Origin of the sequence: Pedobacter sp. BG31 (assembly GCF_042464845.1) — a bacterium.
In the GTDB taxonomy this organism is placed as follows: domain Bacteria; phylum Bacteroidota; class Bacteroidia; order Sphingobacteriales; family Sphingobacteriaceae; genus Pedobacter; species Pedobacter suwonensis.
Genome location: NZ_JBHNZK010000001.1, coordinates 694,026 through 715,292 on the forward strand (window position 1 = coordinate 694,026; position 21,267 = coordinate 715,292).

The following is a 21,267-nucleotide window of genomic DNA, read 5'->3' on the forward strand; positions in this document are numbered from 1 at the left end:
AGCATGAGGATATTATTATTGGTTTTTACATTTTCCTTTTCATTAACTTCAATGGCTCAGCAATCGCCTTTTGAATTAAGTGGAAAAACAGCAACTACAACATACACTGAAGCCATATCTTATTATCAAAACCTGGCTAAAACCTACCGGCAAGCCAAACTGTTAACCTATGGGCTTACTGATTTTGGAAAACCTTTACACTTATTGGTTTTATCACGTGACCTGGTGTTCGATCCGGTGCAGATCAGGAAGCAAAATAAAAGAATTTTATTGATCAATAATGGTATTCATCCAGGCGAACCGGAAGGGATAGATGCATCGATGATGCTGGCTCGTGATCTGCTCAAAGCAGGTAAATTGCCAAAGGATGTGGTAATCTGCATCATTCCGCTTTACAATATAGACGGCAGTTTTAACCGTAGTGGAACATCAAGGGCAAACCAAAACGGGCCGGTTGCTTACGGTTTTAGAGGAAATAGCAAAAACCTTGATCTGAACCGTGATTTTATTAAAACAGATTCCAAAAATTCGGCAGCATTTCAACTCATTTTTAATACCTGGCAGCCCGAGATATTTGTAGATACCCATACCAGTAATGGCGCCGATTATCAATATGTGATGACGCTTATCCCGACACAAAAAGATAAGCTAAACCCTATACTTTCTGATTATTTAACCAAAACTTTAGTGCCTGATTTATATTCCGGTATGGAAAAACTGGGTTATCCGATGATTCCTTATGTAAACTCGATAGGCGAAACCCCTGAAACCGGGATAACCGGTTTTATTGAATCGCCACGTTACTCTACTGGTTATACCACGCTGCACAATACCATTGGGTTTATGCCCGAAACGCATATGTTAAAATCGTACGATTTACGCATAGATGCTACTTACAAGCTTTTGAAAACCTATATCCAGGTGATCGAACGGGATGCCAAAATCATTGGGGCAAATAAGAAAAAGGCCGATGAGGCTGTTGCAGCACAAAGAGAATATCCTTTAGCGTGGAAACTAAACAAAAACGATGTTAACGATATCCCATTTAAGGGATTTGAAGCAGGGCAAAAGCCCAGCACGGTAAGCGGCGCTGAACGTTTATATTACGATCGTAGCAAGCCTTACGTCAAAACCATTAAAGAATGGAACAAGTATGAACCCGCATTATCTGTTCAAAAACCTGTCGCCTATATCATCCCAAAAGCATGGGATCGGGTAATTACGTTGCTTAAACTGAATCAGGTTACACTCAGGAAATTAAAAAGTGATCAGAAAATTGTTGTCGACAGTTATTACATCAGTGATTTTAAAACCGGAACCAAGCCATATGAAGGCCATTACCTGCACTCAGGTGTAACTGTAAATACGGTTCCACAAAAGCTGCAATACTATGCTGGCGATTATGTGGTTTATGTAAACCAGCCAGGCAACCGATATATTGTAGAAACCTTAGAACCTCAGGCCACAGATTCTTATTTCAACTGGAATTTTTTCGATTCTATCCTGGATATGAAAGAGCATTATTCGGCCTATGTTTTTGAAGATACGGCTACAGAACTGCTAAAAAATAACCCTGATTTAAAAAGTAAACTGGACGCCAAAAAGTTGGCTGACCCTGAATTTGCAAAGAATGGTGCCGCACAACTTGATTTTGTGTATAAAAATTCTGATTATTACGAAAAAACACACAACAGATATCCGGTTGCACGTTTGGTTACAGATGTAAAACTGGATTTAAAATAAGCCCAAATGGAATACTTCAATATAGCACCAGTTGCCTCCTTAATTTTCGTTTTTACCATCATTACCAGCCTTTACGCTTTCTACGATCATTCGATTTATGGAAAATTTATGCTGCATCCTTTTAGTGTTTCTAAAGGGCAGAATGTATATACATTAATTACCAGCGGACTTGTGCACGCCGATTGGATGCACCTCTTTTTTAACATGTTTACTTTTTACGCTTTTGCCTTTGCGCTTGAGAGTATGATGGGGAGCTGGCGGTTTGGATTGCTTTATTTTTTGGGCCTGGTGTTGAGCGATCTGCCAACGGTAATCAAACATAAAGATAACTTTCACTACAATAGTCTGGGCGCTTCAGGCGCAATCAGCGCGGTGCTTTTTAGTTACATATTGTATAACCCAATGTCTAAAATCTATATCATGTTTATCCCGATCGGGATTCCTGCTGTAGTTTTTGGAATTATATATTTAATTTATTGTGCTTACGCTTCCCGCAATTCAAGGGATCATATCAATCATGATGCACACTTTTTTGGCGCCTTAACCGGATTGATTTTTACGATTATCTTCGTACCAGGTATTCTACAGAACTTTATTGCCATGTTAACGGGTGGTAGATAATCTTCATTAGAAAGAATCGTCATTCTCGTGAAAACTTATCGTGTGGATGCATCGTTGTTAATTCTTTTAGTACACATTCATTAAGTCGGACGTCATGAGCCTGTCTGAAAATAACAGGTTCAGAAATAGCAAAAGAATTAAATTTAGTGATGTCGTCATGCTCAGCTTGATCCGATCGCTATCGGATGGGCATCTTAATGCTTTGGTGGGGACTTATTTAGTTGCCGTTCTATCGTATTAAGACTAGCTTCGCTGAGCACTTCGTGGTTCCCGTTTTTACGCGAATGACGCCCTTTCAAAATATTATTCTGCCAAAAATCTTGAAAATCATTTCTGAGACAGCCCCATCTTTCATGCAGGACAGACCCTGAAATGAATTACCTTCGGTGAGCTCGCTAAGGCTGGGTTCAGGCTGACAATTAGAATTTATTACCCTGCTGTAGGCAGATAAGGTTTCTCAAAGAAACTCATTGGCTCATCAGGGTTTTTAATAATCTCAAACACGACATAACCCCAGGGTTTCCAGAAATTTTCCAGCACCTGTGCATATATCTTATGCTGCCAAACATCAAAAAGGGGTTTGGTCATGTTGCCACGCAGAGGCATTGCTTCGATGTATGTAGTGCCTTCAACAGGCATAAAGGTATATTCGGGTAAACGGTTAAAGAGGTAAGCAGAATAATAAAAGCGGGCGCTCAACTCTTCAAATTGCTCGGCGGTTAAAGCTTTTCCTTTTATCTCATTGATAATATCCTGATGGTAGCGTTTATTGGTGCCATTATCCTGTAAACAGGCGATGATCCCAAAATCTTTCATTTTTAACGAGAAGGTTAACGTATTAATCTCATCACGGAAGCTGAATGGTGTTTCTGTGTTTTCCAGTTTTACCACAGTGATAGACCATGGCGTGAAATCTTCAAACTCCAGGCTGGTGTACAGGTTTTGCATCATGAAATTCAGGTTGGCAAATTTCATCATCAGCGATTGCGACATGTTTAAACCATCGGCAGTCATTTCTTTACGTAAGGCCGAATGCATTTCGATATAGACAAAACCATAAAGGAATTTGCCAATCCAGTTAAAAAGATCCAGCTCTGGCAGTGTGGAAACAGCATCATAACCTTTTGCAAATGCAGCTTCGATTTTATCTTCCAGTGGATTTAAAAACTGCTCATTGATCTCGGCATTCACCGGAATAACCAATGTATTGTACGAACGGATACTTTCATCCAAAAACTGGATCTGCTCTTCGCCACTTAAACCTGCCTGTTCCAACAACCATTTTGGAAGCAGGGGCACCTGGATTACAGGAGAATTAAATGTTTTTCCGCTTAAAAAGCAGGTTTTGTATAAAAAATCGAAATTTTTGAAAGGATTGTATAAGCCGGTATTCATCGCTGCAATATTAGCCATTATATTTTTAGGGCTAAGTAACGATGTTTTATTTTAACGCAGGGATTACAACCACATCAGTCTTTAACGGTATTGTTTATCGCAGTGATAAGTTTTTTTTGGAGCGCAAGGCCTTTGTTAAATAGGGAAGGGTTTTCCTGTCTTTTGCTTTTACGCTTCGCTGCCTCGTACCTCGTTGCTGCAGGGTAACGCGTCAGCCAGGGCTAAGTGGCTTCGGCAGTATTTCATAGTGGAGTTGTAAGGCGCATAACCTTTGTTCCTAAACGCGACAGTAGCGCCAGCCTCCGATCCGATTTTAAATCGGAATTAATCGGAGCTATAGCGAATGGCGGGACTGCATGCCGCCAAGAATCACAGTTCCGTCATTTTCTAAAATAAGCCTTTTATGTCAGTTGTTAAGAAACCAACCGATATGATAAATTAGATTCTATCAATAGTGCCTTTACGAAGACGGCATTTGATGTGAAATTACACTATCGTATACCTAACTATTACCTTGCTCTTTGATATCCTTTAATATCATGAAATCTAGTAATTATTGTAATAATAACTGATATCATCCACCAGCTGGTTGTAAATGGGTTTGGTAAATTCTAAAAACAGCGCGTTTGGCGGTGGCGGTAACTGCTCCCTGCGTTTGGTAATGGCCAATTGCGGTTTAGTTAAGGCCCTGTCATCTCCCTTATAACTGGCCCAGCTGTCTCTCCAAACATAGGTTCCGGGAAATTTCTGTTGGTGAACCAGTTTCCTTGTTTTCCAATCAGTAATGCTCATGTCCAGTAAACCGGATGAAGAAATGTTCTTTTCAAAAATACTCAGCGTAGCTTTTACCGTGCCATAAACCGGTTTTTTATCACGCGTTTCGCCGATTACTACGCTATCACGTTTTAGCTTTTCTACCCTTTCTTTTACATAGGTTTGGCCTACTACAAAATCATCAAAATTTAAGCTGAGTACCTGATCGGGAACAATTTTTTGCTCGGTAGCCTGTCTTTCCCCGTAAAAAATAACAAACTTGTTTCTGGAATATTTTGCGATATACTGATCAATCTGCTGTTGAAAATAATCAGCGCTTAATTTATACAGACTGCTGTTAACGATAATCGGTTGTACCACAACCCTGGTTACAGCAGACCAATATGCGTCTTCCATTTTTGCTTTGGCATCTTTATAGTTTGGCTGAAGATTCAGCGTTTTCTCAAATTCGTAATATGCTTTTTTGGCGGCCTGGCGGCTACCTTCTCTTAAATAGCTTAAACCGGAGTTATACCTTGCGCCGGCAGCATTATATTTAGCATCAGCCAGTTCAGTACTATATTTTGAAGGGTTCGGAATAATTGCCAAACATGCCGGACAGCTATTGATTTCATCTGCCAGTTGATTGATTTTCTGATAATCGTACATCACCGATTCCCACCTGAATAGATCGTTAGATATTTTTGCTTCCTCAATTTTCCGTAAATGATCTTTTAAAGCTAATTCGTAAGCCATTTTCAATACCTGCATGGCTTCGCTGTTTTTTGGCGAATTTTGTAGCCTGCTTACTGATTTTTGAACAGATAAATCGTAATCACCTTTTTGAAGGGCATTTTTTCCTGTGGTACATCCTCCAATAATTATGAGCGATAAATAAATAAAGTACCTTAATTTTGAGCTATTTTTCATGGCGATAGCGTTATGTTAATAAATAAAGATAATTTTAACACAATAATAACCTTATATATTAAGTAGACGATTGATAATGAAAATTAGTTGCAGGCCATTTGAATTAACGTTAAAACATCCTTTTTCAATTTCGAAATTTACCCGTACCAGTACGCCCTTAATGTTGTTGAAAATTGAATATGAAGGGGTAACCGGTTATGGCGAGGCATCTATGGTGCCTTATATGGGTGAGAGTTATGAAAGTGCGACAGCTTTTCTGAACCTTGTAGATTGGGACAAAATCCAATTTCCATTCGATTTTAAGGAGATTATTGCTTATTTAGATGTTCTGGCTCCTGGTCAGCCGGCAATCAAAGCTGCTATTGATATTGCGCTTAACGATGTTCAGGGGAAACTGTTAAATAAACCTTGTTACGAAATTTATGGTGCAGATCCTGCTAAAATGCCGGTAACTTCTTATACCATTGGGATTGATACGCCTGACGTCATCCGCGAAAAACTGAAAGAGGCCGAGGCATTTAAAGTGATTAAGGTTAAGCTGGGAAGAGATAACGATCAGGAAATTATAGAAACGATCCGGAGCCTGACCAATGTACCCTTATATGTGGATGCTAACCAGGGCTGGGCAGATAAGATTAAAGCCATTGATTTAATTTACTGGCTGCATAACCAGGGAGTGGTATTAATTGAGCAGCCTATGGATAAGAACAACCTGGACGGGAACGCCTGGTTAACCGAACGAAGCCCTATTCCATTACTTGCGGATGAAGCTGTACAGCGTTTAGCGGATATGGATAAGTTAAAAGGGGCTTATCATGGAATCAATGTAAAACTGATGAAGAGTTGTGGCATGTACGAAGGGCATCAGATGATTTTGAAAGCCCGTTCGTTCGGAATGAAAGTGCTGATCGGTTGTATGAGCGAAACCAGTTGCGCTACTTTGGCCGCCGCTGCTTTGGCTCCGTTATGCAACTGGGCGGATTTAGATGGGCCGTGGCTGACCAAAAATAATCCGTTTAAAGATCCGGCCTTTGAAAATGGAAAGTATATCCTCAATAATTTGCCGGGTTTAGGGCTGGAAGGTGTTACTCCTGATCTTTTTATTTAAAACAGAGTAGAAATGACGAATGACAGGATTATAGAATGATTGAAGATCCTAAGCGAGACGAGATAGATGAATTTGGCTGGGTACTATCCCCAATATTCACTCATTCAAAACTCACTCATGCTGTCATTAAATGGCTACTTCTGGTCTTTTTCTTTAAAACTTTTTCTGATGTCTTTGGTAAGTTGATACTTAAAGTAAAATAAACAAGCGGTTGTGCCTACCAAAAAACCAGCTGGCAGATATTTGTGGTTATTATAACACCAAACCAGTCCGAAAATAGAAAGAATAATGGCCAGGTTATAGAAAATGTTTAAAGCAAATTTTTTTCCCACAGATAGAGGATTTTAGTTTTAAGAGAATTTACGTGCAAAGTACCAATTAGCAATAATCAATTTTCAAACACCATCCTGGGCTGAAAATATTCAAAAGGTTTGTTCCTGTAAGGTTAAAGTTTGAAAATTGATCTTTGTTTGTGCTATAAACCCTTCTCCAATTGATCATTGGAGTTTGGTTATTGGTCATTGTTTTCTTGATAATTAGTTATTGAATACTGGTTATTCTAATAAACCGGCATATTCGGATCAAAAGCTGCTTGCCAGGCCAAAATGCCGCCTTTTAAGTTATAAAGATTGTCAAATCCATATTGTTGCTCTAACTGCATAACCGCTGCAGCGCTTCTTTTTCCACTGCGGCACTGGATAATTACCGGCTTATCTTTCGCAACCTTATCGGCCTCAATTAAAATTCCGCCCAAAGGGATGTTCTCGCCTTCAAGATTGGAAACCTCATATTCGAATGTTTCACGAACATCAATTAATTGAAAATCTTCTTTGTTATCGATTTTCTCTTTTAGTTCTTGTACCGATATTTCTTTCATTTTATAAATGTATTTATGCAAATATAGGAAAATCAAATTTACGCTCCCTATCAAAAAAATGCCATAAAATTTTGCTTAAAAGTGTAACAACCGGAACCCTTAGGCGTTTAAGTATAAATAGTTACAAATGGACAAACTGAACCGTTTCTTTTGGTTTTGCTCTGGCGCTCACATCCCGACACTGGAAAAATATCCTTCAGAACAAAATAAATATACAGGCATTGGTGCCACCATTTTTTTTACCGGCCTTTTTGCTGCCCTTTCCGGAGGTTATGCGATGTATTTTGTATTTAAAGGTGATGATCTGGCCGTAATTTTTGCCATTGTTTTCGGTTTTTTATGGGGAGCAGCCATCTTTAATATGGATCGGTACATCGTGTCCAGCATTAATAAAAGTGCCAGCACCAATAAGCAGATATTACAGGCTACGCCGCGTATTCTGTTGGCTATTATGATCGGTATGGTTATTTCGAGGCCGATAGAGCTTAAAATCTTCGATAAAGAAATTAAAGAACGCCTAAAGGTAAGTTATTTAAATGGTCAGCGCGCTAAAATAGATACGCTGAACAAAGCATTTGAGAAAAAATATCAGGTAGAATTTGGCCGGTTAAACCAGCAGAAAGCTACCCGCGACTCGCTTGAAAAAGGAATCAAAGCCGACAGGCAAAAACTTAACTTCGAGATCTTCGGCAATAAAACCACCGAAACATCGGGTGTAATGGGTTATGGGCCATATGCCAAACGAAAGGAAGCAGAGATTGCACGACGTACAGCAGAGTTAGATTCGCTTAAAGCGAACATCAATAAATCAGAAAGTTTTGTAGATAAACGCAAAGAATTTGATGGATTGTTTACTGAAAAGCTGTATACCAAAAAACAGTTGGATAGTTTATCGGATATTGCCGGTTTTGCCGATCGCAACTGGGCATTAGGGCAGCTTAAATTTAATGTGGATGGTACGCGGGATAACAACACCGCAATTGCGGTTACTTTTATTGGACTGTTGTTTATCTTTTTTGAATGTTTGCCTGTTTTTGTAAAGCTGATGAGTGCCAGAGGCCCTTATGACTATGCAATTGCAGACGGGGATGAAGTATCGATTTACCATTCTAAAAAAGATAAGGATTTCCATTTGGAAGTGGCCGATAATATTCATGAAACCAGGGTCGATTCTGAGTCGTCAAAAAAGAAGGAAATCATAAAAGGCAAGGCCTATCGTGATCTCGAAAAATACGATTGGGACAATGAGGGTTAATGATGTAAGATGTAAAATGGACGATGTAAAATGGATGATGTAAAACGGATGGTGTAGGGCGGATTATGGAAGATGGGTTATAGGAAAGGGAATCTGTTGTAACCATCAACCATAGACTATTAAACCATTAACCAATCAACTATCAGTCAAAAATCCTAAATTCACCCCGCTATAAATATAATATGAAGAAAATACTCTTTTTTACCCTTGTAGGGATGACAAGTTTGCAGCTTAAAGCGCAAAACATTGATAAAATCATCACCCGCGAATACACTGATCACCTGATTAAAACCTTAAGCGCCGATGACATGCAGGGGCGTGCAACTTTTACGCCAGGTATTGATAAAGCGGCTACTTTTATTGAATCTGAATTCAAAAAGATTGGTTTGCAGCCCCTGGCTGGTGAGAAAACTTTCCGGCAAACTTTTTATAAGTATCAGGTTAGCTCATTAAGTACAAGCGTTAAAATTGACGGACAGGAAATTACACCTGCCAACATAATGGTTACAGGTGTTGCCACAGAAAGTGTTGCGCTTGATAAATCCAACGCCACTGTTGTTAAGTTAGACCCCGAAAAGCCTTTTGTAGCGCAGTTCAGGGCCATGCTAAATAGTGATAAAAGCCAGATCGTTTTAGTCGACAATAAGTTTGCTGACCTTTTTAACCGTTATAAAGATCATTTCAGCAAACCAACTACTGTTGATGAAAAAGACGTAAAAGCAACCAACGGCGCTGTACAGGTTTTCGTTTTCGGTAAAGATGCCGCAACAGATTTTTCGGTAACAATTAAAAGTAAGGTAGCTAAAATGCCTTTATTTAATGTGGCCGGGGTAATTCCTGGTAAATCGAAAGCGAAAGAAATGGTCATCTTCTCTGGTCATTACGATCACCTTGGTTTCTTAAAAGCGGTAGATGGCGATAGTATAGCCAACGGTGCCGATGATGATGCTTCTGGCACAACAGCAATGATTGCTTTAGCGAAATATTATAAAGCACAAAAAAATAACGAGCGTACCTTAATCTTTGTTGCTTTTACTGCTGAAGAAATTGGAGGTTATGGTGCCAGATATTTCTCGGCAAAACTGAATCCTGATGATGTGGTAGCCATGTTTAATATCGAGATGATTGGCAAAGATTCGAAATTTGGTAAAAATACGGCCTTTATTACGGGTTATGAAAGATCTGATTTTGGAAAGATTTTGCAGAAAAACTTAGCAGGAACTGAGTTTACTTTCCATCCTGATCCCTATCCTGAGCAGAACTTATTCTATAGAAGTGATAACGCTACTTTAGCAGCTCTAGGTGTTCCGGCACACACCATTAGTACGGATAAAATTGATGTCGATAAATTGTACCACAGTGTGAAAGACGAATATAGTTCTTTAGATGTAGACAACATCCTTTCTACCATTAAAGCGATTGCCAAGAGTGCAACCAGCATTGTAAACGGTACAGATACGCCAACAAGGATTCCGAAGTTGAAGCAATAGTAGCGATTAGATAACCTATCAGGTTTTAAAAACCTGATAGGTTTAAATGCGATAGAAATAAAAATGGCCAGTAAAATCATTACTGGCCATTTTTATTTAGAATCTGGTGAAGGTTTACTTACTCAAATACATCGATTTGTCTTTGTAAAGCTTGCGGAAGTAAGGGTCTTCCAAATCTTTGATAAAGCGGATGGCCTCACCAGTAGACTTCATTTCAGGACCTAATTCTTTCGTTACCTCAGGGAATTTCTCGTAAGAGAAAACCGGTTCTTTAATGGCATAACCTTTAAGTTTACGCACAATGGTAAAATCTTTCAGTTTGGCAACGCCCAGCATTATTTTAGCAGCAATGTTGATGTATGGAACATCATAAGCTTTTGCGATGAAAGGAACCGTACGTGATGCCCTGGGATTTGCTTCGATTACATAAACTTTCTCATCTTTAATGGCAAACTGAATGTTTAACAAACCACGCACATCTAACGCTTTTGCAATTTTAACAGAGTAGTCTTCCATGGCTTGAGTTACCTTTTCTGATAAGCTGAATGTTGGCAATACCGCAAATGAATCTCCTGAGTGTATACCAGCAGGCTCAATATGCTCCATCATACCCACAATATGCACATCTTCACCGTCAGAGATCGAATCAGATTCTGCCTCCTCTGCCCTATCTAAAAAGTGATCGATTAATACACGGTTGCCAGGTAAATCGCCTAACAGTTTTACAACAGCTTTTTCAAGGTCTTCATCGTTGATTACAATACTCATGCCTTGTCCGCCAAGTACATAACTCGGGCGCACCAATACCGGATAGCCTACCTCGTTTGCTACAACGATGGCCTCTTCAGCATTTTCTGCAACACCATATTTTGGATAAGGAATATCCAATTCTTTTAACAGGTCAGAGAAACGGCCGCGGTCTTCAGCAATGTCCATATTCTCGAAAGAAGTTCCAATAATTTTGATGCCGTTTTGGGTCAGTTTTTCAGCCATTTTCAAGGCAGTTTGACCACCTAGCTGAACAATTACGCCTTCAGGTTTTTCTAAGTCGATAATTTCGCGAACGTGTTCCCAGAAAACAGGTTCGAAGTACAATTTATCGGCCATGTTAAAATCAGTTGAAACCGTTTCAGGGTTACAGTTAACCATAACAGCTTCGAAACCCGATTCTTTTGCAGCCAATAAACCATGTACACATGAGTAATCGAACTCAATACCCTGACCGATACGGTTAGGGCCTGAACCTAAAACAATTATTTTTTTCCTGTCAGAAGGTTTTGATTCATTCTCTTCTTCAAAAGTGGAGTAATAGTATGGCGTTTTGGCCGGAAACTCTGCAGCACAGGTATCAACCATCTTGTATACCCTTTTTATGCCTAAAGCTTTACGGCGCTCGTAAACCTCATCCTCCGTAACATTGCCTAACAACCAGGCAATCTGAATGTCAGAGAACCCTTTTTGTTTAAGCGTTACAAAGAAATCCTGAGGGATATTATTTAGTGAGTATCTTTTTAATTCATTTTCAAGCAATACCAATTCCTGAATCTGGTTTAAGAACCATTTATCAATTTTGGTTACCTTACGGATAGATTCCAGCGGTACACCCATGGCCATGGCATCTTTTATCAGGAATAAACGGTTCCATGAAGCGTGCTCCAAACCGTCCATAATCTCTTCAATATTACGTACCTGTCTTCCATCTGCACCTAAGCCCGCACGGTTGATTTCTAAACTCTGACAAGCTTTTTGTAATGCTTCGATAAATGTACGGCCAATGGCCATTACCTCACCTACCGATTTCATTTGCAAGCCAAGCTCTTTGTTGGCACCTTTAAATTTATCGAAGTTCCAACGCGGTACTTTAACAATTACGTAATCTAAAGTAGGTTCGAAATATGCTGAAGTGGTTTTGGTAATCTGGTTTTCAATTTCATCAAGGTTATAGCCGATAGCCAGTTTAGCTGCAATTTTTGCAATTGGGTAACCAGTTGCTTTGCTGGCCAATGCTGATGATCGCGATACACGCGGGTTGATTTCGATGGCGATAATTTCATCGTTTGCCGGGTTAACCGAAAACTGAACGTTACAGCCGCCTGCGAAGTTACCAATGGCACGCATCATTTTGATTGCCTGGTTACGCATATCCTGGTAACAACGGTCAGACAGGGTCATTGCAGGAGCAACTGTAATTGAATCTCCTGTATGGATACCCATCGGATCGAAGTTTTCAATCGAACAGATGATAATTACGTTATCATTGCTATCTCTTAGTAACTCTAACTCATATTCTTTCCATCCTAAAACCGCTTTTTCTACCAATACTTCGTGTGTTGGCGAAGCTTCCAGGCCGCGTTTTAAAGCTGCATCGAATTCTTCTTTTCTGTGTACGAAACCACCACCAGAGCCACCCAAAGTATACGAAGGGCGGATTACCAGCGGAAATCCGATTTCCTGAGCAGCTTCTTTACCTTCTAAAAATGAGTTGGCTATTTTAGATTGGGCAACACCCACACCGATATCAACCATTAACTGGCGGAAAGCCTCACGGTTTTCAGTTTTCTCAATCGCATCTACATCAACCCCTACAACCTTAACCCCGTATTTTTCCCAAACACCACGTTCTTCGGCTTCTTTACAAAGGTTTAGCGCTGTCTGACCTCCCATTGTAGGAAGTACCGCATCAATTCTAGGTAAATCTTCAGAGGCGATATGCTCCTGTAAAATAACTTCTATTGAATCAACAGTCAGCGGGCGCAGGTAAACATGGTCGCCAATAACCTTATCCGTCATAATCGTAGCCGGATTGGAGTTGATAATAGAAACGGTAATTCCTTCTTCTTTTAAAGAAAGTGCCGCTTGCGAACCTGAGTAATCAAACTCACAGGCTTGGCCAATAATAATTGGTCCAGATCCGATAATCAGTACTGAGCGTATGGAAGTGTCTTTAGGCATGATAAAGCTTAAAATAATTAAAATTCTAAAGTGTTTGAACCCGAAGGTGAAGAAGCAAAAGGTCTTATGCTTGCAAGAAGAAAATCCCAACTGTTCTGTCGGGATGCAAAGATACATCTTTGGATGTGATTTGAGCCGTTTTTTTTAAAATAAAAAAGAGTACTATTTTAGTACTCTTTTATGATTTTTTCTTTTGTAAAACAAGCTACTGCTGTAATTTAATTTCGCCTAAATCGGTAGTGGCGCTATCTTTAACGGCAACCCTTTCTACTGTTGTATCTTTATACGGTGCATTGGCCTTGATTACCACAGTATAAACACCTTCTTTAAGGTTTGTAAAAGTAAAAACACCCTGATTGATCTGTGCACTTAGCGTGTCTTTCGCTGCTACAAGTGATACGGTTGACGCGGCATAAACTGGTGTAATTTTTCCGATTATGCCACCCGTTTTAATGTTGGTAAAAGCGATAGAACCCAATGCCGATATAATGAGCAGCGATAATGCAACACACAATTTTTTCATGGTATAACGTTTTAGTTGCGTAATGTCTTAAATAAATAACAGCATTTGGTACAAATAGTTTTAAATACTGAACACTATTTTTTTCGTTTGTACTATAAATTATACATAAATGTAAAATCAAAATATGTATATTCGTGATAAGTTCTTAAATAATGTGATAATACGTTCGTCAATGTAGTACTGTTGGTCAGAATTAAGTCACGAAGTTGTGATGATCGGATTATTGGCAATAATGTTGTAATAACTGAAACGTATATGCGTTTTGTATATACTTTAGACAATGATCTAAAGCCTCCTCCGCGGATTAGTTACCCGCCATGAGGATTTCTTCATAAATAGTTTGTTTGGTTTATTATCCGGTTAGAGGAGCCCTCCTCAACCGGATTTTTTCTTTTAAGGCTTTTTCTTTTACATTTGACTATATTCAGAAAATGTATCGTGAATAAAAATATTAAAAAAATCGCTGTTGTTGGTCCGGAAAGTACAGGGAAATCTACGATATCTCAGTTACTGGCCAAATACTACAAAGTTTCGTGGGTGCCGGAGTATGCCCGTTATTACTGCGAAAATCTGGTTGCCGATTATACCCTGCAAGACGAAGTGAATATGTATTACGGCCAGGTAGCGTTAGAGGATGCAATTTTGGTTACCACCGAAAGTGATTTCATTATTTGCGATACCACTTTTATTACGGTAAAGATATGGAGCGATGAAGTACTTGGAGAAACGCCCCAGGTTGTATTGGATGCTTTACCGAAAAAGCCTTACGATTTGTATTTGTTAATGGATATCGATTTGCCATGGCAGGATGATCCTCTTCGCGATTTTCCGGAGAAACGGGAATATTTTATGGAAGTTTGGCATCAGGAATTACAGGCGCTTCAAGCCAATTATCAAGTTATTGGTGGTTTAGGTGAGGAGCGGGTCGCAAATGCCGTTAGAGCCATTGATGATTTTTTAAGCAGGTAAAAAAGTTATCTTTTTTTGGGAAATGATTGTTGGTAGTTTTTGGCAGCCGGCAATCCCGCTATTCGCTTTAATCACCCAATGGAAAATCGGGGTTCGTGTTCGCCACTATCGGGTTTAAGAAGAAGGGCTTGTTAACATGGTGCCTAAACATGAAACGTTCCTATGGAACGAAAAAAAATAAACATTTTTTTTACCGATGATCCGTCCCGATGGGACGAAACAGTGTTATAAATTAACAACCGACCATCCTGGTTTGTTAAAAAATGTTCGCCCCGTCGGGATGCCTCATTGGTAGCCAATTGTTTAATTGGCTGGGTTTCGTCCCATAGGAACGTTTGGTGTTTTAACGTTGATATCTCTACCTGCCTGGCCACCTAAACCCGATTGGAACGGATGCCAATTTCCTTCAAATTGGCAGGAGGGAAGCGGGACTGAAAATGCCATGCGCACAGAACCGTTCATTTTCAAATCCATAATAACAGATGATTCCACGTCTGTACGGGCAGGTATTATGTTATTAATTTTTACCCTATTAAACCGCCAATACATTAAAAAATATTCGGATTGCTTAAAATTTTCTACATTTGTCCCATCATTAGGGGTGCCTTGTTTAGATAAACACAAAAACAGGCTGAGATCATACCCATTTTGAGGCAAAAGGTAGAAGGTAAAAAGGTAGAGGGTTAAATCCCGTCAGCCTTAAAACCTTCCAGCCATCAACCTCAAATGCACCTGATCCGGGTAATGCCGGCGTAGGGATTGGAGTTATGGAAGTTTAACTGAAATCGGGGAAGCCCCTTTTTCCGATGGGTTTAACTAAAAACAAAAACATTGAAAAATTTACTTTTTGCAGCACTTGTTGCAATGTTGCCCTTCTTTGTATCGGCACAAATTTCGGTTACGGGTAAAGTAACAGATCAGAATCAGCAGCCGCTGCCAGGTGCCACAGTTAAATTGCGGAATCAAAAAACAGCGGTGGTAAGCAATGCAACCGGAGCCTATAGTATTACCAACCTATCAGGCGGAAAATATACCATTGTTGTCAGTTACGTAGGTTATAAAACAGTTGAAAAGACTATTGACATTAACCAAAATACTACCGCTGATTTTAGCCTGGCGCCACAAAATTTTCTGGCTGATGAAGTCATTGTACGTGCAACCCGTGCCACAGATAAATCGGCAACTACTTACAAGAATATTAGTAAAGAAGAAATCCAGCAGAATAATTTCGGGCAGGATTTGCCTTTTATTTTACAGAATACACCGGGTGTAGTGGTTACTTCTGATGCTGGTGCTGGTGTAGGTTATACAGGTATCAGAATACGTGGGAGCGATAACAGCAGGATTAACGTAACAGTTAACGGCATTCCCATCAATGATAGCGAAAGCCAGGGAACATTTTATGTAAACATGCCTGATTTTGCCTCGTCGGTTGATAACGTGCAGATTCAGCGTGGCGTTGGTACCTCAACCAATGGCGCAGGTGCATTTGGCGCAAGTTTAAACATTCAGACTACCGCCAGTGAAACAGAACCCTATGCTGAGCTGAACAATACTTATGGCAGTTTCAATACCTGGAAAAATACCGTAAAGGTAGGAACAGGTTTGATTAACAACCGATTTAGCTTTGATGGCCGTTTATCAAGAATCAGCTCTGATGGTTATGTAGATCGTGGCTCTTCATTATTGAAATCGTACTTTTTATCTGGTGCTTACCATGGAAATAAGGATTTATTGCGTGTAAATGTTTTCTCTGGAAATGAGAAAACATATCAATCGTGGAACGGAATCCCGCAATCGCGTTTAGAAAATGATTTAGCTGGCATGCAGGCTTATATTGATAGAAATGGGTTAAGTGCAGAGGATGCGGCAAACCTGCTTAACTCGGGCAGACGATACAACAGTTTTCTTTACAATAATCAAACTGATAACTATACACAGAACCACTACCAGTTAATCTATGCCAGACAGTTTTCTGAACAGTTTTCTTTTAATGGTGCCTTACATTATACCAAAGGAGAAGGTTATTATGAAGAATACCGGGTACAGGATAAACTGAAAAATTATGGTTTAAACCCTGTTGTTATCGCGGGGGGAACACCTATTACCACTACAGATCTGATTCGCCGCCGCTGGTTAGATAATGATTTTTATGGCGTTACCTATGCCTTTAACTACGTACCTGAAAAGAATTTAAATTTTACTTTGGGCGGGGCTTATAATGAATATAAAGGTGCACATTTTGGGCAGGTAATTTGGGCGCAATATGCTTCAAACGGCAATATTGATCGCCATTATTATGATAACGACGGTTTTAAGACTGATTTTAATATATATGGCAAGGTAAATTATAGCCCAGTTGAAAATTTGAGTTTATTTGCCGATCTGCAATACCGTCGTGTATATTATGATATTGCCGGAACAGAAAATAAACTGAATACTTTGGCCATTAACCAAACCTTGAATTTCTTTAACCCGAAATTTGGGGCAACTTATTTTATTGATCCGCAAAGCAACATATACGCTTCGTATAGTGTGGCCAATAAAGAACCCAACCGTGATGACTTTACAGATGCTGCCGTGGGCGTTATTCCTAAACCAGAGCGTTTAAATGATTTAGAATTGGGCTACCGTTTTAAAAACGAACAATTTAATATAGGTGCCAATGCTTATGGCATGTTTTATAAAAACCAGTTGGTGGTTACCGGAAAAATAAATGATGTGGGCGGAAACTTTCGTCAAAATGTAGACAGAAGTTACCGTTTAGGGATCGAAGTAGATGGTTCATACGTCTTTAGTCGTCAGTTTGTATTAAATGCAAATGCAGCGCTGAGCAGGAATAAAATCAAAAACTTTACCGAATATTATGATGATTATGATAACGGCGGACAAGTAGTTAAAAACTATGAATTAACTGATATCTCTTATTCTCCAAATACCGTGCTTTTTGGCGAGCTCGTTTATAAACCGGTAAGTGGTTTTGCAATAGCTTTGCAAAGTAAATATGTAAGCAAGCAATACCTGGATAATACACAGAATAACGATAGGACGCTTAACGGGTATTGGGTAAGCAATGCACGTTTGGGTTATGATTTTAAATTTGCAGGTGTTAAAAACATGAACCTTGGTTTACTGTTAAATAATATTTTCGATAAAAAGTATGAAAGCAACGGTTATACATATGGCTATCAGTCAGGCGGAAGCAGAATAACTGAAAACTTCTTTTATCCGCAGGCGGGAACCAACTTTTTGCTAAGTTTTAATGTAAAATTTTAAGAAAGACTAAAGCAAAAAGCTGAAAGACTAAAGCAGAAAATCATTAAGATCGCCATTGCAAGATACACATTCAATGGCGATTTTGTTTATCTTGCCCTCCTGATTTTAAGATCCTTTAATTTTAATTGTCCTGATTCAGAATGAAATACATAGAAAAACTTCATTACATCACGCACGATATCCCACATCTAAGCCACATTGAACAGGCACAACTGGCCTGTGAGGCAGGTGCAAAATGGATCCAGTACCGCTGCCTGAGCAAAAGTGATGAAGCACTGTTACAGGATATTAATGCGATAGCTGAAATATGTGATGATTGGGGAACCACTTTAATTGTTACGGATCATGTTCATTTAAATGGAAAGGCGGATATCCAGGGTTTTCATATAGAAGATATGAATGCTGATTTTATTGCCCTGCGCAAACTGGTTGGCAATGACATTACGCTTGGGGGATCTGCAAACACGTTAGAAAATCTAATCAGGCTAGCCAAAGAGGGTGCCGATTATGCCGGTTATGGTCCATTTGGAGCAACTGAAACTAAACCCAACATTTACCAGCACCTGGGTTTTGAAGGTTATCAGCAAGTGGTAAAAGCATTAAAAGCTCAGGCCATCAACATTCCGGTATTGGCCGTAGGCGGCATTAAAACCTATGATGTAGAAGCATTAATGCAAACTGGCATCTATGGGATAGCCGTTTCAGGGGCGATTAACTTTGCTGATGATTTTATTGAAGCCTATCAGGATTTTTACACATTAGTTAAAGAAAGCGCTGTTAATTAACATTTTATGATTTGAACCGTGTAGGATAATTTTTAGCTTTGGATAAAACCAAACAAAATATGTCTGAAAACGCTCTTCAAAATGCTGTACCCTGGAACATTTATAAAAAAATCTCGTTCAGGTTCTTTTTTCTGCTCCTGTCTCTTTTTATCATCCTGAATAATAACGGGGCTTTTACTTTATTGTCAAGTATACTGCAGTTGCCAAACCTGGTATTGCATGATTTTATTCCCTGGTTTTCTAAACACATTATCCACTATCATTACGATTTTACCATTTACACCAATGGCAGCGGCGATACCTCCTATGATTGGATATTGCTGCTCTTTATATTTTTGGTATCCGTAATTGGCAGCATCATCTGGTCGGTTTTAGATCGCAAACGCAAAAGTTACCACGCAGCTTATTACTGGCTGGTGGTACTGGTGAGATTTTATTTAGCCTTTACTTTGATACTATATGGCGCGATTAAAGTAATCAAACTACAGTTTCCCGATCCTTCATTGATGAGATTGCTCCAGCCATTCGGAGATGCCTCGCCAATGGGCCTGGCCTGGACATTTCTGGGTTTTTCTAAAGGTTATAATATTTTCATGGGTATTATCGAAGTTTCAGCTATCCTGTTATTATTCCGTAGAACAGTTGTTATAGGTGCCTTTCTATCATTGGCTGCAACAGTGCATGTAATGGCGATGAATTATTTTTTCGATGTTCCTGTAAAACTACTCTCTACCGCACTGGTGGTCATGTGTCTTTTTATTTTAGCTCCGCATTTCTTAAAGCTATATCGCTTTTTTATTAAGTATGAAAGCCAGCAGCTTGAGCAAATGTACCGACCTGAATTTAAAAAGAAATGGCTTTATTATACGGCTTATGGTGTAAAATATCTATATATCGCAGCTTCACTACTATTTTTAATATCATCATTAATTGATCAAAGAAAAACGTATGGCAGTGCAGCGCCAAAGCCATTTATGTATGGCATTTACAATGTCGAGCACATGCGCTTTAAAGGTAAAATTCTGGAGCCACTCACAACAGATAGTACGAGGTGGAAACAGCTGATTATTAACTACCCCGGCTACGCACGAATAAAAAAGATGAACGACAGCACCGCTAATTTCACTACGGTTTTTGATCAGGCGAAAAAGATACTGGTACTCAAATCAACTGATAAAGACTCTGCAAAATATGTTTTAAACTATATCATTACGGGAAAAGATAAACTGACCTTATCGGGCCTGACAGAGAAAGATTCGATATCGGTTAGTTTTAAACGAAAAGACCTTAAAGATTTTAAACTCATTAACAGGAGATTCCATTGGATAAGTGAATATCCATATAATCGTTAATCATTTTACGCCCGGCTGATTCTTCCTGTACCTTACTTTAAGCGAAATTTCTATATTCGCATTATGTCTTCACACCATATTGTAAAAGAAAAACAGGAACCGGCTTTATACATTGATGAGCTTGGCGATTTTAACGAAGAACTTTTAGGACAGTTGCTTGAATGGAGCCCTACACTTTTGGTTAACGGAGAAAATTACGACAAGATTTTCTCTTTAGGTTTAAAGGTAGATGTGCTGGTAAACGGGAGCGGACAGGAGGCGCAGGAAGATACAAAAGTTGTTCAGGGGCCTGCTGATGCTTTAATGGTAGCTGTTAATTATCTGTACGAAGAGAAATACCCTGCGGTAAATGTGATTACAAGAAAATTCGACCTGGAGAAATTTGCCGGATTTGAAGATAAAATTAACCTGGTGGTATTCACCGAAAGGGCAAAACATTATCCTATAAAATCGGGATTTTCCGTTTGGAAGCCTGCCGGAAGCGAATTCCTGATCCATGGCAACCGATACCTCGAAGTAACGAACCTCGCACAGAATGAAGATGAAATTTTTATTGTAGTTAAAGATGGTTTTGTAGAGTTTACTTTTTCAGGACAACCGATTTTTATTAGCGAACCTATATGATCACCATTAGAAGAGCAAAAGAAGAAGATATAGAAGTGATCAGGGATATTGCTGCTGCAACCTGGCCCTCAACCTATCTTGAAATTATCGGGCAAACCCAGATTGATTATATGTTGGATAAAATGTATAGCAAAGGGGAACTGCTGAAACAATTGATGGAAGGCTATATTTTCCTGATTGCAGAGGAAGGCGAAAATCAGTTTGGCTTTGCCGGATATTCCATCATTGGTCATGATGAACGCATTTATAAACTACACAAACTTTATGTGCTTCCATCTGCACATGGTAAAGGCATCGGAAAAATCTTAATTAATGAGGTTTTTAACCAGGTGAAAAATGCCGGGGGAAGTGCTTTGCAATTAAATGTGAACAAGCATAATCAAGCAAAGGATTTTTACTTAAAATGCGGTTTTACGGTTAAAGAATCGGTAAAACTTGATATTGGTGAGGGTTACTTTATGGATGATTATGTAATGGAATATAAGTTTTAAATCAACTTAAATGACCATCATTTCGAGCGTATTGCAACACATCCGAGAACCCGAAGGCTCTGCGAAGCAAAAGCTATCCAAATAGATTTCTCCATTTCGCTGCGCTCCAGTCGAAAAGACGAT

The 21,267-nt window shown here is 39.3% G+C and carries 18 protein-coding genes; 11 read left to right on the top strand and 7 right to left on the bottom strand.

What is annotated here, in order from left to right:
* Window positions 1–3: 3 nt before the first annotated feature.
* A complete protein-coding gene (locus tag ACFE6N_RS03175; protein WP_378933789.1) occupies window positions 4–1,743 on the top strand; it encodes a M14 family metallopeptidase in 1,740 nt (579 codons plus the stop codon).
* Window positions 1,744–1,749: 6 nt separating this feature from the next.
* Complete coding sequence (locus tag ACFE6N_RS03180) at window positions 1,750–2,364, top strand: rhomboid family intramembrane serine protease (RefSeq protein ID WP_090981096.1); 615 nt, start codon at window positions 1,750–1,752, stop codon at window positions 2,362–2,364.
* A 429-nt stretch (window positions 2,365–2,793) separates the two neighbouring features.
* Here the strand turns inward: ACFE6N_RS03180 and ACFE6N_RS03185 are convergent, their stop codons facing one another.
* A complete protein-coding gene (locus ACFE6N_RS03185; RefSeq protein WP_378933791.1) occupies window positions 2,794–3,777 on the bottom strand; it encodes a hypothetical protein in 984 nt (327 codons plus the stop codon).
* A 528-nt stretch (window positions 3,778–4,305) separates the two neighbouring features.
* On the bottom strand, window positions 4,306–5,442 hold the full coding sequence (locus ACFE6N_RS03190; protein ID WP_378933793.1) for a hypothetical protein: 1,137 nt from the start codon (window positions 5,440–5,442) through the stop codon (window positions 4,306–4,308).
* A 76-nt stretch (window positions 5,443–5,518) separates the two neighbouring features.
* On the opposite strand from ACFE6N_RS03190, the gene ACFE6N_RS03195 reads away from it, so the two are divergent.
* Window positions 5,519–6,550 carry a dipeptide epimerase gene (locus tag ACFE6N_RS03195; RefSeq protein ID WP_378933795.1) on the top strand — a complete coding sequence of 344 codons (1,032 nt, stop codon included), beginning with the start codon at window positions 5,519–5,521 and terminating at the stop codon, window positions 6,548–6,550.
* Between the two features lie 134 nt (window positions 6,551–6,684).
* On the opposite strand, the gene ACFE6N_RS03200 is transcribed toward ACFE6N_RS03195, so the two are convergent.
* Together ACFE6N_RS03200 and ACFE6N_RS03205 are read right to left on the bottom strand one after the other, a co-directional pair.
* The gene (locus tag ACFE6N_RS03200) at window positions 6,685–6,882 is read right to left on the bottom strand and encodes a DUF6358 family protein (protein ID WP_090981088.1); all 198 of its coding nucleotides are present in this window, start codon (window positions 6,880–6,882) and stop codon (window positions 6,685–6,687) included.
* A 227-nt stretch (window positions 6,883–7,109) separates the two neighbouring features.
* On the bottom strand, window positions 7,110–7,427 hold the full coding sequence (locus ACFE6N_RS03205; RefSeq protein WP_090981086.1) for a rhodanese-like domain-containing protein: 318 nt from the start codon (window positions 7,425–7,427) through the stop codon (window positions 7,110–7,112).
* A 127-nt stretch (window positions 7,428–7,554) separates the two neighbouring features.
* On the opposite strand from ACFE6N_RS03205, the gene ACFE6N_RS03210 reads away from it, so the two are divergent.
* Complete coding sequence (locus tag ACFE6N_RS03210; protein WP_378933797.1) at window positions 7,555–8,682, top strand: DUF4407 domain-containing protein; 1,128 nt, start codon at window positions 7,555–7,557, stop codon at window positions 8,680–8,682.
* 182 nt (window positions 8,683–8,864) lie between these two features.
* Window positions 8,865–10,172, top strand: coding sequence for a M20/M25/M40 family metallo-hydrolase (locus ACFE6N_RS03215; RefSeq protein ID WP_378933799.1), 1,308 nt, complete (start codon window positions 8,865–8,867; stop codon window positions 10,170–10,172).
* Between the two features lie 114 nt (window positions 10,173–10,286).
* On the opposite strand, the gene carB is transcribed toward ACFE6N_RS03215, so the two are convergent.
* Together carB and ACFE6N_RS03225 are read right to left on the bottom strand one after the other, a co-directional pair.
* Complete coding sequence (gene carB, locus ACFE6N_RS03220) at window positions 10,287–13,124, bottom strand: carbamoyl-phosphate synthase large subunit (protein WP_378933801.1); 2,838 nt, start codon at window positions 13,122–13,124, stop codon at window positions 10,287–10,289.
* Between the two features lie 205 nt (window positions 13,125–13,329).
* Window positions 13,330–13,647 (bottom strand): carboxypeptidase regulatory-like domain-containing protein, encoded by a 318-nt coding sequence (locus tag ACFE6N_RS03225; protein WP_378933803.1) that lies wholly within the window; start codon window positions 13,645–13,647, stop codon window positions 13,330–13,332.
* Window positions 13,648–14,085: 438 nt separating this feature from the next.
* Here ACFE6N_RS03225 and ACFE6N_RS03230 point away from each other — a divergent pair, with 438 nt between their 5' ends.
* Window positions 14,086–14,616, top strand: a complete 531-nt coding sequence (locus ACFE6N_RS03230) for an AAA family ATPase (protein WP_090981076.1) — start codon at window positions 14,086–14,088, stop codon at window positions 14,614–14,616.
* Between the two features lie 303 nt (window positions 14,617–14,919).
* Here the strand turns inward: ACFE6N_RS03230 and ACFE6N_RS03235 are convergent, their stop codons facing one another.
* On the bottom strand, window positions 14,920–15,273 hold the full coding sequence (locus ACFE6N_RS03235) for a hypothetical protein (protein ID WP_378933805.1): 354 nt from the start codon (window positions 15,271–15,273) through the stop codon (window positions 14,920–14,922).
* Window positions 15,274–15,447: 174 nt separating this feature from the next.
* Between ACFE6N_RS03235 and ACFE6N_RS03240 the strand changes: the two genes are divergently transcribed.
* The 5 genes from ACFE6N_RS03240 to ACFE6N_RS03260 all read left to right on the top strand — a co-directional run bounded on the left by ACFE6N_RS03240 (window position 15,448) and on the right by ACFE6N_RS03260 (window position 21,144).
* Window positions 15,448–17,892 (top strand): TonB-dependent receptor, encoded by a 2,445-nt coding sequence (locus ACFE6N_RS03240; protein ID WP_378933807.1) that lies wholly within the window; start codon window positions 15,448–15,450, stop codon window positions 17,890–17,892.
* Between the two features lie 140 nt (window positions 17,893–18,032).
* Window positions 18,033–18,677 carry a thiamine phosphate synthase gene (locus tag ACFE6N_RS03245; protein WP_378933809.1) on the top strand — a complete coding sequence of 215 codons (645 nt, stop codon included), beginning with the start codon at window positions 18,033–18,035 and terminating at the stop codon, window positions 18,675–18,677.
* 59 nt (window positions 18,678–18,736) lie between these two features.
* Entirely contained in the window at window positions 18,737–20,029 is a 1,293-nt protein-coding gene (locus tag ACFE6N_RS03250) for a hypothetical protein (RefSeq protein WP_378933811.1), read from the top strand.
* Window positions 20,030–20,092: 63 nt separating this feature from the next.
* Entirely contained in the window at window positions 20,093–20,653 is a 561-nt protein-coding gene (locus ACFE6N_RS03255) for a thiamine pyrophosphokinase (RefSeq protein WP_145858472.1), read from the top strand.
* Window positions 20,650–21,144, top strand: a complete 495-nt coding sequence (locus tag ACFE6N_RS03260; protein WP_378933813.1) for a GNAT family N-acetyltransferase — start codon at window positions 20,650–20,652, stop codon at window positions 21,142–21,144. The genes ACFE6N_RS03255 and ACFE6N_RS03260 overlap by 4 nt, the downstream gene beginning before the upstream one ends.
* The last annotated feature ends 123 nt before the right edge of the window (window positions 21,145–21,267 follow it).